This is a genomic window from Paenibacillus sp. J31P13 (assembly GCF_056269295.1).
Window position 1 is genome coordinate 1 of the sequence record NZ_JBWDNR010000022.1, and the last position, 15,594, is coordinate 15,594.

Genomic DNA, 15,594 nt, shown 5'->3' on the forward strand with positions numbered 1-15,594 from the left:
GAAGGACTTGCGAGGCAGTTTGTTACTCGTTGTTCAGTTTTCAAAGAGCAATCTTTTCTTTCTTGTTTTGCTCGCCGTCCGCGTGTATCTCTCGGCCGGAATTAGAATATACCATGTATGCGCCTAGAAGGTCAAGCGTTTTTCGAAAAAACTTATAAATCTTTTTAAATCGCTTATTTTTCCTGCAGCTTCCGCCATACAGTCTTGTTACTGTACTGTCTTTCTGTGCTAATATCTTTCCCGAACCAATCCGGTGCAGCAAAGCTATTCGCTTCTTCCAAGGACTCATATTCAACCTCAAGAACAGAAAGCTCTATTTGATCATACGTATCAATTTCAATCACTCTACCGTTCCATTGAGCGGTTAAGCGGTTTTTCGTAAGTGGAATGAATCCAAACGCCTTTACAATCTGCCCATAGATGCCTTCTGAGATCGAGTATTCAATTTCTTCCCGTGAGAGTCCATTGCCTAGTTTAAACGTATGCGTATAAGAAACCTCGCCGCTTACTAGATCTACAATCCGCCGCACGCGCAGCTCTTGATTATCATCCATGGCTAGATAGGTTTGCTCTATTCTTTGCTCAGAGAGAACTTTAAGCGTTCCTTCTTCTATTAATGCGCTTGGGTATTCGGACAACAAAAACTTCCGTTCAATTTCTAATGACATCCTACATACATCTCCCTTATCTTTCATCCTCGTCTAAGAACAACTCATGCAGCATCTTTTCTCTGTTATTCATAAACTGCTTCATAAGAATATAATGATCCGTTTCCTCTAACGTAGATCTCTCGATACCGTCAGTGGTCAAATTATATATCAAGGCATCCGGATACGCCATCAAAATCGGAGAATGAGTCGCAATAATAAACTGCGAGTTCTGTCCTACCAGCTGATGAATGCGGGAGAGCATTGCCATTTGCCGAAAAGGAGAAAGAGCCGCTTCCGGCTCATCCATAATGTACAGCCCATTTCCGTTAAACCGATGAATGAACGTCGCAAAGAAAGACTCTCCATGCGATTGCTGATGCAGTGACTTCCCGCCGTATGATTCAATAATGGGCCTGCCCGGCCCGCCCTCACGATCCATCTGGTCAATATTGCTGGCTAAATTATAATAGCTCTCCGCTCGGAAGAAGAATCCATCCCTCGGCTTATTTGCACTGCGAGCAAGCCGCAAATACTGATGCAAATCAGAATGAGACTCTTCTGTTGCGAAGTTAAAGTTAATGGTACCGCCCTCTGGATTGAAGCCAAGCCCCACCGCGATTCCTTCCATTAACGTAGACTTGCCCATCCCATTTTCACCGACGATATAGGTTACTTTAGGATGAAACACCATCGTATCCAAACCTTCAATTGCTTTTAGATTAAAAGGATAGGAATGAAAGGAAGGAACACGGTCTCGAAGCAGACTCACACTTCTTAAATAAATGCCCCCTTGCTGGCTTTGTCTCATCCTTATTTCCCCCTATCAAGTCGGAAGTACTTACCTTTATATGTTTGCTAACCGCAGCACTTTTTGAATTTTTTCCCGCTTCCGCATGGACAAGGATCATTGCGTCCCACTTTTTTCTTCGTTCCCGAATCCATCGTATCGGAAGATGCGGCAGATTGCGTCATCGTTTGATTCAGTACCATGCTCGCACTTGCTCTCTTCGCTGATAATTCCTCTGGCGCATAACCTTTGATCGACCATTGCTTCGTACTATTCATGAGCTTAACCAGTAAATCTGTAACAGCAGATAAGGTCTCTATAGTAGGAAGCTCAATAAACACTTGTGCTACATCTATAACCTCAGCAAGCGATCTTCCGTTTTTTGCTGCATAGACACATTCCTGAACCAATTTGTCGGCTTCATCACGGTCAATCTCATAATGGTGTATGACATAACGAAATAAATTCATATATGGACTATTCTTATCGCTGAAATCTGCTTCTCCTGCTTTCAATAGCTCTTGCTTCGAAAACGGACAGAAGTCAAGCTCATGGCGCAGCGACCGCTCCTTGATAATACCCAATGGATTTGTTACCCTGCTGTCCGCGATCACGTTACCTATATGAATTTCGATTTGCCCCTCATAACGTGAAGCGTCGATCATCATATCAAGCATCGCTGCTGGGGTATATTGAACATCCGAGTGCGTATTGTACAGCTCAGTCATTTCGTCTAGTGTAAGCGCCCCGTAATAGTAGAGCAAGCCTCGTGATAAGCGAATGCATTCCGTATTTTGAGCATATACAGCATGATCGTCAAATCGATCAGCTAATTTGAAAACTGTCGCGAGTTCGGAAGGCATCATTACGATTCTTTTGCCGTCGACCGTTCCAGGAAACAAGATTCCGCGCTCGCGAAAATATTCATATTGCTGATTCTCAAGCATTGGCTTGTCCAATAGACCTTCATTCTTTGCTATTTTCTGAACAAGCTTCAATCGGTTAATATCCCAGAAACGAGCTCCTGTCTCAATATGATCCGGTATCTTTTCTGCAAGCTTCTCAACCAACCCCTGCTTATTAAGCGTACTGAGGTTGCTAATTTGCAAATTCATGCGAATACTCGTCAGTTGCTGTTTCGATAATGTGCTTAGCGCATCCTTTAATGATAATGGATATTGAAGCTCTGGCCAAAACTTATCCGGTACTTTCTCCTGCGTTGTTGTCATTGTAATCTCCTAAAAAATGAATTTGTTTCCAACTTATTAATGAACTATACGAACACTTCAAAAAAACATGCAACTTCAAAGTTAACAAAAATACGGGATGGAATCAAACAAAAAAATAAAAAACTGCCCCTAGAGGCAGCTCTTTATCGTGATATTCCGATCATAAAAATGTTATTTTTGTCCATCTTTGACGCTTAGCAGCGAGTTGAGCTGCTCTAGCAAATTGCCGCCGCCAGTAAGTGAAATCGTGCCGATTTTCTCGCATATTTTCTCAAGAAACTCAAGCTCCTTCAGGCGGTAAAGCGTTCCGTTCTCGTCCATCAGCTTTGCTGTATTAAGCAAGCTCCGGGTAGAGGCTGTTTCCTCACGGCGAGTAATGAGATTAGCCTGCGCCTTCTTCTCTGCAAGCAGCACGGTGTTCATGATCTCTTTAATATCGCCTGGCAAAATAATATCCTTCAAACCTGCTGATACGAACTGTACGCCGTAATGCTCCTTCTGCTCATTCAGGCGGCTCAATACGAATGTTGCAATTTCCTGTTTCATTCGAAGCAGATCATCCAGTTTTAGCGTGCCGATATACTCTCGCAAGATCAACTGAAGCAAGATGTACACCTGCTCCTCAAACGATTTAATTCCAATTGATTTGAGGGGATCGATGACCTTATACTGGCAAACAAAGTTTAGCCGCAGCGTTACTTTATCTTCTGTCATCATTTCCTGCCCGGTCATGTCCAGCTGAAGCTGACGCAAATCGATCGTTTTCACCTGAATGCTGGTTGGTCCCTTCCAGAAAAAGTATTTGCCAGGGCGCAGTTCTCTTTGCAGAACATTATTATAGAACAATACGCCAGATTCATGGCTTGCGACCTCAAAGGTTTGCATGTACCCCTGCAGCTTCGCCAAAAGAGAGCGATCAATCTCTGCCGAAACCTCAGGATTGCGAATATCGGCGTGAATGAAGGTGTGCTTTTTCATTACATTCCAGAAAGCATGCAGCCCTGGTGTCAGCAGCGATGTAAATTTACCATCTTCAAAATGCAGCACATACTCATAATCTTGAACATCCATGACGGTCAATTCAGCTGCCAATTTCTCATCCTGAAGAAATAGGTTCAGCTCCTTATTGGGAACTGAAAACCGTTTCCCCACATTTTGCAAAATAACATTATCGTCAGAGAATGGGCTGTGGCGATATACGCCCGGCTGCAAATGCTTTATGTAACTGCCTTTTTTAAATAGAAGGCCACGTTCATCGTTTTTGATCATTACTTTTTTAAACATCATTTAACACCTCTTTACGGTTTTGGTAATCCTTCTAGCAGGAACTCTCCTGCGCTTAGCCGGAATCAGGCTTGAGAAAAGAGTAGAACGGCTTTATGACTTAGTCATCTATAGAGAAGTCCGAATGCAACCTCCATTCGTAAACGTCTATTTCTTACACCGCCATAAGAGGGCGTCGACTCTAGTCGATATCCACCGATTGCATAGACTTCGCTGCAGCGAGCGCAAACTTGCACGCTCTGAGAATTCCTGCATAGGATCAAAGTTTCATCAACTAGTGCTTCCTTTGAAGGGAGGCATATGCTCTACCAGAGAATTATCGCGGATTAGGCGATAACCAAGGGATTTGAACCCTTATTTTTTGGGAAACTATGCCGATATGAACGTACAGCATACAACCACACATCGTATGGGAGCACTGCGGAATGCTATGACATTCCAGCCAAGGTACGCCATTCAAACATTAGCTTCATCTATTATTGAAGTTATCTTAAATAGCGGAATGATTTAGACGCCTTTGATAGCAGCCATTGGCTTACATTTGGCTACTACGGCAGCTAAGGAAGCGCCGACGACGCTGTCGATGATTTGGTCCACGTCCTTATAAGCTTGCGGACATTCATCGAGTATCGTCTGCAAAGAGCGATGATTAACAAGAATTTCATCATCGGTTCCAACCTTCATTGATTGCTGAAATTGGTCAACCGTGATGAGCAATTTCGTCGCTTTGCGAGAGCGTGCCCTTCCAGCGCCATGACAGATCGAGTAGAAATTTTTCATCCCCTCATCCTTCCCTACCATGATGTAGGAGGAGGTTCCCATCGAGCCCGGAATTAGGGCTGGGTGACCGGTTTCTTTGTAGGCAGGCGTATTCATGAAATGACCAGCCGGAAGTGCGCGGGTCGCCCCTTTGCGATGCACAAGCATTGGCCCATTACGGTGAAATTCCTTCAATGCGTAGTTATGCATGAGATCATAGAGAACCGGCATTTCCATACCCGCTCCAAAAACCTCCTGAAGGGCTTCACGTACACCGAATGCAATCATATGCCGATTGCTTACCGCAAAGTTAAGAGCGGAATACATCAAATTTAAATAGGTTTGCCCTTCTCGACTTGCAATCGGGGCATAGATGAGATTGGGGTCCGGATTGCTCACACCCCACTGATTCATCGATTCCTTGATGACCTTATTATGCTCTTGGCCAACCATACCGCCCCAAGCTCTCGAGCCGGAATGGATCATGATGACGACCTGACCGTCGAACAAACCCCATTTTTCCGCTAGATCCGCATACTCTTCATTAATCTCTAAATATTGGATCTCGATAAAATGATTCCCGCTTCCCAGTGTGCCTAATTGACCGCGGGCATATTTCAAAATTTTGGGCGGCAGCTGCTCTAAATACTTGTGGTCATAGGCAAAATTGGATTGTTCCACATGCGTCAGCCACTGCTCGCTAGGTATATATTTATCAGGCAAGCCTCTAAGCCCCTGCTGTACGACATTCATGACATCGATATCATCGTAATTCGTATTGGTGCGCTCATTGGTTGGCACGTATTTTTCAATTGCCGCTATCATCGCTCGCCGTATCCCTTTATCTTGAATATCACGCTTATGGAGGTTCGTCTTATGAACGCGCATTCCGCAGCCTATATCAGAACCGACGATTGACGGTGACACGATGCCATCCTTCATATTCCACACTGCCGTCGTTCCAATACAGGTACCGACGCCAACATGTGCATCGGGCGTGTAGCTCATATATTGATTACGAGGAATTTGCAGATTATTGTTAGCCATCTCATATACGTTTTCGCCGAAAGACTTCAGAATCTCTTCGTTGGCAAACAAATGCAGTTTACCGTTCGCAAGACTTATTTCATGATGATTATTCCCGTGCCTTGTATGCTGCATATTCATTGTTAGACCTCCTGAGCATCCCGCTCTAATTCGTTTCGTTATCGTTCTCTTATGAGTTCTATCTTCGCTCATTTGATGAAGCATGAACATGGCGAAAGTATTACGACAAAGGAAAATTTTGCTTTTGGGTCCAATCCTTCAACTTCCTGTTAAGATAGATATAGATATCGTTCAGAACGGAGGAATACGCTATGGCAAGAGAGAGCTTCGATAAGGAAATTCAATTTTTGCGTATGCTTGTTTTGACGAGCGGCGCTTATAATCGGCAGCAGTTTGCTGATAGACTCGGCATTTCCATACATACCTTCGATAAAACTATTAAACGGCTCAAAGAAATTGTAAGCTCGGTCTTCCAGCAGCTTCCGGAGACACAGAGCAAGGAGTTTGCAGAGACGATTCGCTACAGCTATCTGGATTCGACCGATCCCATGCTGCTGTTTCTATTTCGAGCCAAATCGCTTAAGGAATCCGAGAGTCAGCGCATTTCACTTCTCCTTGCTGCCATGCATGCGCAATCGCTAACGGCATTGGAGCTTCTTGATGCATGCTGCAGCAGCTTAGAGGCTGGTCTCCCCCTTCCAGACGAGAAAACCATTCGCAAAGATCTCAAATACTTAGAGCAGGTAGGCGTCATTAAGAAAGAACCGGGACCTCGCCCCAGCCGCTACCGCATCTTCAATGATTTAGTCGCGCAGCTCACACATGAGGAATTGCTTGATTTATACGGCTATGTTGATGTTATGGCTAATACGCAGGTTCCTTCCGTACAAGGCTATTTACTGCGTGATGGTCTAAAAAAGCATCTTAACCGAAATGATGCTGCTTCCCTCTCTATAGAGCCATTTCTATATAAGTATCACTATTACTCTCGCATATTGGACGAGGCGCATCTCTTTACTTTGCTTGGTGCCATTCGAAATAGAAGCATGATTAGCTTTCTCTACTTCTCTCCGAAAAAAGAAACGAGCTATGCCTCCAAAAATACGAATCCGTTGTTTGAACGTGAGACGGAGGGCAAGATTGAAACGATGCTTCCACTTAAGGTTGTCTATGATCATCAATATGGCAGATGGTACTTGCTGGGTCATAGTGTGAGACATGGAATTAAGAAGTATCGTATGGAAGGATTAACACAAATATCGGAGGGAGAGACCGTGCCCGATGAGCTATTTCAGAAAAATAAGGCGGAGCTTGAACAACGCATCCAGTATAGCTGGTTAATTGACACAGGTCCTCCGGTTACGGTTCGCGTTCGTTTCTTTCATCCGGGACATGGAAGCTCAAATTTTGTAAAGGAACGCGTTCTGCTGCAAGGACAGTGGGGACATATCGTAGAGGAGAATGAACAGTTTTTCATCTATGAGATCAAGGTAAACGGAACCATAGAGATCAAGCCGTGGATTAGAAGCTTTGGCTCAAGCTGCGAGGTTTTGGAGCCGATAAGGCTGCGACAGGAAATGATCTCGGAGTGGAAGGAGATTAAGGACTACTATGAATTTATTTGAGAAAATTTTTAACTATCAGATACTCTCACGCTTGGAGAATACCGGAACGTTCATGGTAACGACCCAAGAGCGGCGCTGGCTGAAGACGATGCTCCAGCATCCTGCTGCAGATGCTGCCTTCACCCCGGAAACGCTGCAGAAGCTAAGGCTGATACTGGAGCAGGAGCAAGCTATTGAGATGGAAGGCCAGCTTATTCATAAAGCTGCTAGTAGAGAAATAGATGTCTATCACCCTTTTTTGCGTCCACTGCGACTTGCCATTATGAATAAAGGAATCGTTTTTTTAAGCTACGGCATCAAAAACGGGAGTGCTTATGACGAGCAAGAGGCACTTCCCTATAAGCTGGAATATTCGATGGTTAAGCGGGAGTGGTATCTGCTTTGGTACCATGTGCGGAACCGCACTATGATGAGCACGAAGCTGCAAAAGATAAGGAGTATGCGCGAGGAGGCTTGCTCCACCGAGAAATATACTCTTTTGCTGGGAAAAGTGAATACATTTCTGAATCAGCAAAAAATGAGTGCTGACATTCTCGTCGTGAAAGCATATAACGGAGAGCTATCGCGCATCTTGTATGCCTTTTCTTGCTTCGAGAAAGAGGTCATCTACAACGCCGATCTGGATGAATATACCATTCGGCTCCACTTTCCCGGAAACGAAAAAGAGTATGTGCTATCAAAAACCCGTTTCCTAGGGAAACGGGTTCAGATTATCCATAACAATATGATGAAGCGGCGTATGCTGGAGTCTGCAACAAAAGCACTGGAAAGATACGAGCTGTAAGCTCACTCATCCTTGCTTGTTACATCCGTCCCAGTCTTTCGATTCTTGATTCCAATGACGGATGAGTGCTGAACCAACCGTTGCTTCTTGATTTCCGCTGATTGCTGAAGGGACTGGCGATATAGAGCGAAGCCGTCGCTTTTTGAGCTTTTCGCACATCAAGATTGCTTGCACTTATCTTCTGCAAGGCTTGCTGCAGTCCCAAAGAGTTGCGTGTGAGCTCTACCGCTGATGCATCAGCCAAATATTCACGGTTTCTAGATACGGCAAAATGAACGAATCTAGCCGCAATCGGAGATAGCAATATGAATACGAGTGCGATTACAAGAAAGGCTGGATGTGTTTTTTTGTCATTTCCCCTTCTCTGGGTAAACAGCATTCTAGATCCTATATCTGCCAATATCGCAACAACAGATACTAAAGCAATGCTTATCGTCATCAGGCGAATATCATAATTACGTATATGCGCAATCTCATGCGCAGCAACTGCCTCTAGCTCCTCCCTGTTCAATTGCTGAAGCAAGCCTGTGGTAAACGCGATAGCGCCTTTCTCCGGCTTAATGCCCGTTGCAAAAGCATTAGGGGAAGGATCGTTGATAATATAGATTTGAGGCATCGGTATTCGAGCAGGTATACAAAGCCCCTCTACGATATGGTAAAGCTGCTTGTAATTTTGTTCATTTGCAAGAGTGGCTCCTGACATGCGAAGCACTTGTGATTTGGCGGACAAATAGGTAATCGGAACATATAAAACAAGCACAAATGCTGCTAATACAGCACCGACCCTAAGATCCCCAAACCCATAATAGCCAACCGCAACCCCAACACCCAGCACAATGGCGATAAAGAGCAAGATAAGCCAAAGGGTTTTCCGCTTATTTTGTTCAATTTGTCTATAAAGCACGGCTGTCATCCTCTACTCATATGTAAGTTTTAAAAAGTTATTTTCGGTACAATCTTCTCTGCTTCAGGAGTCACCAATAATTGCTCCTCTTTAAAGCTAAACATGCCTGCAATGATATTGGTAGGGAAGGATTCACGTTTAATGTTATATTCAGCTACTGTTTTATTATAAAGCTGACGTGAATATGCAACTTTATTTTCCGAGTTGGTCAGCTCCTCTTGCAAGCTAAGGAAGTTTTGGTTCGCCTTCAGATCTGGATAAGCTTCGCTAAGCGCAAAGATTGATTTCAAGGCGCCTTGCAGCTGATTGTCAGCCTCTATCCGCTCATTAGGGGTACCGTTTAGCATTGCATTACGAGCTGCGACAACCAGCTTCAGTGTTTCTTGTTCATGCTTGGCATACCCTTTAACGGTTTCAAGCAAATTGGGAATTAAATCATGACGTCGTTTAAGCTGAACATCAATTTGGCTCCACGATTCCTTCACCCAGTTCCGCAGTTTCACAAGACCGTTATAGGCTGCAATTACATAAATGACCAAAATAACAACAATACCAATTCCAATTATTAATCCCACTTCCGTCACTCCGTTCTTCTACTTCAAATTTGTCTAATCAACCAACATAATACTAGCTGCAAAAAACCTTTATACCTTTTTATTCAGAATTTGTAATTCTGCTTATTGCTAATATCATAACATCTCGTCCTACATTTTTCTTCCATGTTTGATGAATTTATATCGATTATAAAAAAAAGAAAGACTTTGACTAGCAGCAAAGTCCTTCTCAAAGAATCACTATTTGATTCACAACTGTACTATAAACTCTGCTCCAACTCTTCGATTTGAGCCAAATGACGTTTCTCATGTATCCCAATGAAATGAATCCATTGCTTTGCATCCATCAAGCCAAACACAGGATGCGGAAATGACTTTTGAATTAGAACCTCATCACTTAATCCGGTAACAAGATCTGTCAGTGCTTTCCGCGAGCTCTCTAATTTCATCTTCATCCGCTCTAGCGTTTGATAGCTGTCAGGCGGGGTTAGCGGCAATGGAGCCTCAATTTTTCTTGACCGATCAAGAGTTAGGAGATAAGGTTTGAGCTCAGTCGGGTTATTTTCTGCCTTAGCGAGTGCGGCAGTCATGCTCCCCACAATGGCTCTCTCCATTAGAAACAAATGGTTCAGTACCTGCATAATAGTCTACTTGCCTTCTACCACTTTTTTATTTAATTGCTCATCGGTTAAGCGGCTTACATTTTCGAGTAATTCATTTCGAACCTTTTCTGTCTCTTTCATTAGTAGGCCTCCTGGTTCTTAGCACGTATACCTTATATTAAGCTAAAATCTCTTGATCGAACCATACTCTTTGAATGACTTTAAGTTATCCTATTTTATCCAAAAATAAGAGTGGAAATTCCATTTGAAAAATGTTACATATTATACAAGTCGAAATCATACAAAATGATATGAGGTGATTCTATTATGAGTAATGAGAAGAATAAACTGACGACGAGTACAGGTGCCCCGGTTGGCGACAACCAAAATTCAATGACAGCCGGATCACGCGGTCCCACACTCATTCAAGACGTGCATCTACTAGAGAAGCTGGCACATTTTAATCGAGAGCGTGTTCCAGAACGTGTTGTACATGCCAAAGGAGCAGGTGCACATGGATACTTTCAGGTTACGCATGATGTAACCTCCTTCACCAAAGCGAGCTTCCTGTCTGAGGTAGGAAAACGCACACCCATGTTCATTCGTTTCTCAACCGTTGCAGGCGAGTCTGGATCTTCCGAGACGGTGCGAGATCCCCGCGGCTTTGCCGTAAAGTTCTACACCGAGGAAGGCAACTACGATTTAGTAGGCAACAATACACCCGTGTTCTTCATTCGTGACGCTATAAAATTCCCTGACTTCATTCATACACAGAAACGACATCCTCAAACTCACCTAAAAAACCCTAACGCCGTCTGGGATTTCTGGTCCCTATCTCCTGAGTCCTTGCATCAAGTTACCATTCTAATGTCAGATCGAGGCATTCCCGCAACACTAAGACATATGCATGGCTTCGGAAGTCATACCTTCAAATGGGTAAATGATGAGGGCCAAGCTGTATGGGTCAAATACCATTTCAAAACGGAGCAAGGTGTTCAAAATCTTGCGCCTGAAGTTGCAGCTCAGCTTGCAGGAGACAATCCAGACTATCATACCGAGGACTTATTCAATGCAATCGCCAGTGGAGACTTCCCTGCTTGGAAGCTTTTTGTTCAAATTATGCCGATAGCGGATGCCGATACATATCGATTCGATCCTTTTGATGTTACGAAGGTATGGTCACAGAAGGATTATCCTTTGATAGAGGTAGGTCGTATGGTACTAAACCGTAATCCTGAGAACTACTTTGCCGAGGTGGAGCAAGCGACATTCTCTCCTGGATCATTTGTCCCAGGGATCGAGGCATCACCGGACAAGATGCTGCAAGGCCGCTTGTTCGCCTACTCCGATGCTCATCGGTACCGGGTTGGCGCTAATCATAATACATTGCCGATAAATCGGCCCACAGCACAGGTGAATAACTATCAGCGTGACGGTCAAATGCGCGCGGATGGTAACGGTGGAGCATCCACCTACTATGAGCCTAACAGCTACGGAGGCCCTAAGGAGTCAGCAGAGAATAAACCTGCTCCCTTCGCTATATCGGGTGAAGCGAATAGCGTAGGCTTTGATGAGCATGATCATTATACGCAGCCAGGAGATCTGTATCGTCTCATTAGTGAGGAGGAGCGCTCAAGGCTGATCGATACGATCGTGGGTGCAATGAAGCCTGTGGAGAAGGATGAGATCAAGCTTCGTCAAATTGGCCATTTCTTTAAAGCTGATCCTGATTATGGACAGCGTGTAGCTGAAGGTCTTGGTTTATCGATTACACAACTACCGTAATACATGATTATGCGGCTGTCGATTTCAGACAGCCGCTTTTTTTATGCATAAAATATATTCCTCGTATGATTCAATCGATACAATCAAGACGATAGACACAATCCAAATTTTCACATTATGATATCCCCTTAATGCCACCTCACTCTTGTTGTATAATGAACGAGACAAGGAGGAAATGAAATTGAATTCTGAACTACTATATGAGAGGGAATTGGACGCCAATTCCAATAGGCCGCTAACGTTCCGTGATGGCATTAAGGATTGTATTCCAACTTTACTTGGTTACATTGGCATTGGACTAGCAGCCGGCGTAGTCGGTGCTTCCGCTAAGCTGAGCGTAATGGAAATTGGTCTTCTCTCCGCTCTGGTCTATGCAGGTGCTTCACAGTTTATTATTTGTGCTATGCTTGCCGCCTCAAGTCCTGCTTCAGCAATTATTGCTACAACATTCATTGTTAATCTTCGGCATTTCTTAATGAGCGCTGCCCTTGCACCCCACTTCTCCAGCTACTCGCTGCTGAAAAATATTGGGATTGGTTCACTTCTAACTGATGAATCATTTGGTGTTGCTTCCTTACGTGTCTCAAAGGGTTTGCCAATGAATGATCGTTGGATGAATGGACTAAATGTAACTGCCTATATAACGTGGATCATTTCCTGTCTAGCAGGCGGCTTTGTGGGCGGTTGGATTGGTGACTCTGAGGCACTTGGCCTAGATTTCGCTTTAACAGCTATGTTCTTGGCGCTTCTGGTTCTACAATTGGTCGCTTTACCTCATACGAAGCTAAGACATTATCTCTTTCTGATCGCATGTACCGTTATTACCGTATATATTCTTTCTTTCTTTTTCTCCATCTATATGGCTGTACTTCTAGCAACCGTTATTTGCGCGGCAATTGGGGCGGTGACGGAGAAGTGAAGCTGGATCTATCGATCGTCCTTATCATTGCTGGTTGTGCGTTGGTAACTGTCATACCGCGCATCATTCCATTCGCTGTGATTCGCAAGCTTAATTTACCAAAGCCGATTATGAAGTGGCTTGCCTACATTCCTGTTTGCTTGCTTACTGCACTTATCGTTCAAGGAGCTATTGATCAGTCGGAATCAGGACTATCCATCAACTGGATTCATCTCTTGATCATCCTTCCTACCCTGCTTACTGCTATAAAAACAAAGAACCTGCTAATCACGGTTATTGCAGGTGTTTTATCTGCAGCACTCATGCGTTGGATCTTCTGAATCGCGATGGCTTCCATTTATGTTATACTGCTATAAGTTTAATCATCAGGAGGTATGCTTAATGAAAATATATGTCGTTCAATCATTTAACGAAGACGGTATGGAAAATGTTTATGTCGGACCTGACGAGGAACAAGCTCTATCCTTGAAATCAGCAGATTTTGAAAATTGCGATGCTTTGTTCGTAGAAATATGGGAAGATGGCGGAAAAACGGATGACTTCCGTCTGGAAGAGACCGATTACTCTGATGAATCAAATGAAGAATCAACGGAGAATTCTGCTAACGAATAACACTATTTCGTTTCAAGGTAAAAAGAATTTTGAATTTCTATATTTCCTTGCTTTAAAAAAGAAGCCTAAGTCCTTAAGGAGGACTTAGGCTTCTTAGCGTACTAGCTTCTTGCTTCCGCTTTGGATAAGCGGTTAGTTGTTGAGGGGTTTTTCTCTTTCGGTGTTTCTGGCCGGTTCAGCTTTCCTACGAATAAGCTAAGCGGCAACGCAACGGCAGCAATCAAGGTCGCCACGACATACACATCATTCACACTCATTGTAAAAGACATCATTTGAATATGTATGGGGTTAGTATCCCCACCCTGAATGAAGTCATTTGCATGTACGAGTGAACGGGATGCAAGCATTGTCGTAAATATTGCGATAGCGAAAGATCCAAATACGTTTCTCGTCCAGTTGGTAATAGCGGAAGCATGACCGGATAGCTCTGCCGGTATTTGTTCCATGGCCGCGTTGCTTGATGGCATTACAACAAGTGCTATTCCGATGTTTCGCAATGTCATCCATCCGATTACATAAGCATGAGACACATCAATGCTTAGCCAGCTTAGAGCAAGCGTACCGACTGCAAGGAACGTAATCCCTACTGACATCAACACGCGTGGACCAACAATGCTGTAAAGTTTACCTACCAGAGGCATAATCAAAGCCATAGCAAGCGAGGCTGGAAGCATGATCATGCCCGTATCCATGGCAGAAACATGTTGAATTCTTTGTAAAAATACAGGTGTCAGCAGTGTTCCTGAGTATAAGCTAATCGTAATAATATTACCGATAATAGCATTTAAGGTGAAACGTCCATTTTTGAACACTTTTAAATTTAAAAGCGGTGTTTCTGCAGTAAGCTCTCGCCATATGAATATAATCAGAGAGAGTCCACCGACCACAAACAACATGATAACCTTAAGCGAAGTCCAGCCCCAGCTATGACCTTGCCCCAGCGCAAGCAGCAAAGAGGTGCTGCTGACAACTACAGTTAGAAAGCCTAGACCATCGAAGCTCTTTGGCACATTCATCCTATAGTAAGGTATATAGGCGTATACGAAAACGATCGCAATAATCCCAATTGGAATATTCATGAGAAACAACCATTGCCAATCAAAATTTTGAAGAATCCAACCGCTAATGCTCGGTCCGAAAGCTGGCGCAAGCATAGCTGCTAGCCCCCAGAAGGCAATTGCCATCGCTTGTTTTCCTCTAGGTATAATTTGATAGATAATCGACATTGTAGCTGGGATGATCAAACCGCTAAATGCCCCTTGCAGCACACGAAACGCAATTAATGATCCTTCATTCCAAGCTGAAGCACAAAGAATAGAAGAAACCGTAAACCCAATTAACGAAAATAAATATAATCTTCTATAACTGAATCGCTCTCCCAAATAACCAGCAATCGGTGCCGTCGTCCCCATAGCCAGCATAAAACCGGTCAATGTCCATTGAACAGAGCTCAGTGTCGAATGAAAATGATCCGTTAAAATTTCTAACGCCAAATTAATCGTAGCTGATGCTAACATGCACAAAAAGGAACCAATAAAAATTGCTACCATAACAGGCCAAAAACGTACTTTCGTTACATCGACTTGATTCATTTTTTACATTCACACCCTTATGACATACTTTACTGCTAATGTATTATATTTTAGTCCTAAAGTAATTACAAGAACTTTTACAATATTTTATGGTATTTCCCCCAAACTTTTCTGATAACGACTAGAATGAAAACAAAAAAACTCAAGCGCATAGACGCTTGAGTTCCTGGTCGTTCATTATGTGTAAGTTTGGTTGCGGGGGCAGGATTTGAACCTGCGGCCTTCGGGTTATGAGCCCGACGAGCTACCGGGCTGCTCCACCCCGCGTCATTAGTATTTCCTTTTCAGAAAAAAATAAAACCCACTAATGTGGGATTCTTAATCGTAAGCTTATAAATAAGCTTGCGCCTTGAAAACTGGATATGAAAGATAGAGGCTGCTGAAGCCTTAAAGCTATTGCTTGCTGGATGTATGGGTCACAGCAAACCATTTTTAGGATAAGCCCTCGACCGATTAGTATT

Annotated in this window: 16 protein-coding genes and 1 tRNA gene; 7 read left to right on the forward strand and 10 right to left on the reverse strand. The window is 43.6% G+C overall.

Features of this window, described 5'->3' with window-relative positions:
- Nucleotides 1-173: 173 nt before the first annotated feature.
- The 4 genes from AC0YOD_RS28825 to AC0YOD_RS28840 form a co-directional block, all read right to left on the reverse strand.
- Nucleotides 174-668 carry a CYTH domain-containing protein gene (locus tag AC0YOD_RS28825; RefSeq protein WP_475802771.1) on the reverse strand — a complete coding sequence of 165 codons (495 nt, stop codon included), beginning with the start codon at nucleotides 666-668 and terminating at the stop codon, nucleotides 174-176.
- Between the two features lie 16 nt (nucleotides 669-684).
- A complete protein-coding gene (locus AC0YOD_RS28830; RefSeq protein WP_475802772.1) occupies nucleotides 685-1,458 on the reverse strand; it encodes an AAA family ATPase in 774 nt (257 codons plus the stop codon).
- A gap of 47 nt (nucleotides 1,459-1,505) precedes the next feature.
- Nucleotides 1,506-2,666, reverse strand: coding sequence for a YecA family protein (locus AC0YOD_RS28835; RefSeq protein WP_475802773.1), 1,161 nt, complete (start codon nucleotides 2,664-2,666; stop codon nucleotides 1,506-1,508).
- A 171-nt stretch (nucleotides 2,667-2,837) separates the two neighbouring features.
- Nucleotides 2,838-3,950: a slipin family protein gene (locus AC0YOD_RS28840; RefSeq protein WP_475802774.1), complete on the reverse strand. Its 1,113-nt coding sequence runs from the start codon at nucleotides 3,948-3,950 to the stop codon at nucleotides 2,838-2,840.
- A 379-nt stretch (nucleotides 3,951-4,329) separates the two neighbouring features.
- On the opposite strand from AC0YOD_RS28840, the gene AC0YOD_RS28845 reads away from it, so the two are divergent.
- Entirely contained in the window at nucleotides 4,330-4,461 is a 132-nt protein-coding gene (locus AC0YOD_RS28845; RefSeq protein WP_475802775.1) for a hypothetical protein, read from the forward strand.
- On the opposite strand, the gene AC0YOD_RS28850 is transcribed toward AC0YOD_RS28845, so the two are convergent.
- Entirely contained in the window at nucleotides 4,458-5,876 is a 1,419-nt protein-coding gene (locus tag AC0YOD_RS28850) for an RtcB family protein (protein ID WP_475802776.1), read from the reverse strand. The two genes, AC0YOD_RS28845 and AC0YOD_RS28850, sit on opposite strands and share 4 nt — an antisense overlap.
- A gap of 191 nt (nucleotides 5,877-6,067) precedes the next feature.
- Here AC0YOD_RS28850 and AC0YOD_RS28855 point away from each other — a divergent pair, with 191 nt between their 5' ends.
- Together AC0YOD_RS28855 and AC0YOD_RS28860 are read left to right on the forward strand one after the other, a co-directional pair.
- Complete coding sequence (locus AC0YOD_RS28855) at nucleotides 6,068-7,381, forward strand: helix-turn-helix transcriptional regulator (RefSeq protein WP_475802777.1); 1,314 nt, start codon at nucleotides 6,068-6,070, stop codon at nucleotides 7,379-7,381.
- Nucleotides 7,368-8,165, forward strand: a complete 798-nt coding sequence (locus tag AC0YOD_RS28860; protein WP_475802778.1) for a WYL domain-containing protein — start codon at nucleotides 7,368-7,370, stop codon at nucleotides 8,163-8,165. Before AC0YOD_RS28855 ends, AC0YOD_RS28860 begins: the two co-directional genes overlap by 14 nt.
- Nucleotides 8,166-8,184: 19 nt before the next feature.
- Here the strand turns inward: AC0YOD_RS28860 and AC0YOD_RS28865 are convergent, their stop codons facing one another.
- The 3 genes from AC0YOD_RS28865 to AC0YOD_RS28875 all read right to left on the reverse strand — a co-directional run bounded on the left by AC0YOD_RS28865 (nucleotide 8,185) and on the right by AC0YOD_RS28875 (nucleotide 10,264).
- Entirely contained in the window at nucleotides 8,185-9,069 is an 885-nt protein-coding gene (locus AC0YOD_RS28865) for a M48 family metalloprotease (protein WP_475802779.1), read from the reverse strand.
- 29 nt (nucleotides 9,070-9,098) lie between these two features.
- Entirely contained in the window at nucleotides 9,099-9,644 is a 546-nt protein-coding gene (locus tag AC0YOD_RS28870; protein WP_475802780.1) for a LemA family protein, read from the reverse strand.
- A 239-nt stretch (nucleotides 9,645-9,883) separates the two neighbouring features.
- Nucleotides 9,884-10,264 (reverse strand): DinB family protein, encoded by a 381-nt coding sequence (locus AC0YOD_RS28875; RefSeq protein ID WP_475802781.1) that lies wholly within the window; start codon nucleotides 10,262-10,264, stop codon nucleotides 9,884-9,886.
- 288 nt (nucleotides 10,265-10,552) lie between these two features.
- Between AC0YOD_RS28875 and katA the strand changes: the two genes are divergently transcribed.
- The 4 genes from katA (at nucleotide 10,553) to AC0YOD_RS28895 (ending at nucleotide 13,541) form a co-directional block, all read left to right on the forward strand.
- The gene (gene katA, locus AC0YOD_RS28880; protein WP_475802782.1) at nucleotides 10,553-12,010 is read left to right on the forward strand and encodes a catalase KatA; all 1,458 of its coding nucleotides are present in this window, start codon (nucleotides 10,553-10,555) and stop codon (nucleotides 12,008-12,010) included.
- A 181-nt stretch (nucleotides 12,011-12,191) separates the two neighbouring features.
- Complete coding sequence (locus AC0YOD_RS28885) at nucleotides 12,192-12,929, forward strand: AzlC family ABC transporter permease (protein ID WP_475802783.1); 738 nt, start codon at nucleotides 12,192-12,194, stop codon at nucleotides 12,927-12,929.
- Nucleotides 12,926-13,249, forward strand: a complete 324-nt coding sequence (locus AC0YOD_RS28890) for an AzlD domain-containing protein (protein WP_475802784.1) — start codon at nucleotides 12,926-12,928, stop codon at nucleotides 13,247-13,249. The genes AC0YOD_RS28885 and AC0YOD_RS28890 overlap by 4 nt, the downstream gene beginning before the upstream one ends.
- A 61-nt stretch (nucleotides 13,250-13,310) precedes the next feature.
- Nucleotides 13,311-13,541, forward strand: coding sequence for a hypothetical protein (locus AC0YOD_RS28895; protein WP_475802785.1), 231 nt, complete (start codon nucleotides 13,311-13,313; stop codon nucleotides 13,539-13,541).
- Between the two features lie 101 nt (nucleotides 13,542-13,642).
- Here the strand turns inward: AC0YOD_RS28895 and AC0YOD_RS28900 are convergent, their stop codons facing one another.
- Together AC0YOD_RS28900 and AC0YOD_RS28905 are read right to left on the reverse strand one after the other, a co-directional pair.
- Nucleotides 13,643-15,133, reverse strand: a complete 1,491-nt coding sequence (locus AC0YOD_RS28900) for a DHA2 family efflux MFS transporter permease subunit (RefSeq protein ID WP_475802786.1) — start codon at nucleotides 15,131-15,133, stop codon at nucleotides 13,643-13,645.
- A 190-nt stretch (nucleotides 15,134-15,323) separates the two neighbouring features.
- Nucleotides 15,324-15,400: transfer RNA gene (locus AC0YOD_RS28905), tRNA-Met, on the reverse strand.
- Nucleotides 15,401-15,594: the final 194 nt, after the last annotated feature.

Excerpts from the sequence above, each read along its gene's own strand:
- AC0YOD_RS28860 (WP_475802778.1), top strand. The coding sequence starts at position 7,368 with ATGAATTTATTTGAGAAAATTTTTAACTATCAGATACTCTCACGCTTG.
- AC0YOD_RS28850 (WP_475802776.1), bottom strand. The coding sequence starts at position 5,876 with ATGAATATGCAGCATACAAGGCACGGGAATAATCATCATGAAATAAGT.
- AC0YOD_RS28875 (WP_475802781.1), bottom strand. The coding sequence starts at position 10,264 with ATGCAGGTACTGAACCATTTGTTTCTAATGGAGAGAGCCATTGTGGGG.
- AC0YOD_RS28845 (WP_475802775.1), top strand. The coding sequence starts at position 4,330 with ATGAACGTACAGCATACAACCACACATCGTATGGGAGCACTGCGGAAT.
- AC0YOD_RS28840 (WP_475802774.1), bottom strand. The coding sequence starts at position 3,950 with ATGTTTAAAAAAGTAATGATCAAAAACGATGAACGTGGCCTTCTATTT.
- AC0YOD_RS28900 (WP_475802786.1), bottom strand. The coding sequence starts at position 15,133 with ATGAATCAAGTCGATGTAACGAAAGTACGTTTTTGGCCTGTTATGGTA.
- AC0YOD_RS28895 (WP_475802785.1), top strand. The coding sequence starts at position 13,311 with ATGAAAATATATGTCGTTCAATCATTTAACGAAGACGGTATGGAAAAT.
- AC0YOD_RS28835 (WP_475802773.1), bottom strand. The coding sequence starts at position 2,666 with ATGACAACAACGCAGGAGAAAGTACCGGATAAGTTTTGGCCAGAGCTT.
- AC0YOD_RS28825 (WP_475802771.1), bottom strand. The coding sequence starts at position 668 with ATGTCATTAGAAATTGAACGGAAGTTTTTGTTGTCCGAATACCCAAGC.
- katA (WP_475802782.1), top strand. The coding sequence starts at position 10,553 with ATGAGTAATGAGAAGAATAAACTGACGACGAGTACAGGTGCCCCGGTT.
- AC0YOD_RS28855 (WP_475802777.1), top strand. The coding sequence starts at position 6,068 with ATGGCAAGAGAGAGCTTCGATAAGGAAATTCAATTTTTGCGTATGCTT.
- AC0YOD_RS28830 (WP_475802772.1), bottom strand. The coding sequence starts at position 1,458 with ATGAGACAAAGCCAGCAAGGGGGCATTTATTTAAGAAGTGTGAGTCTG.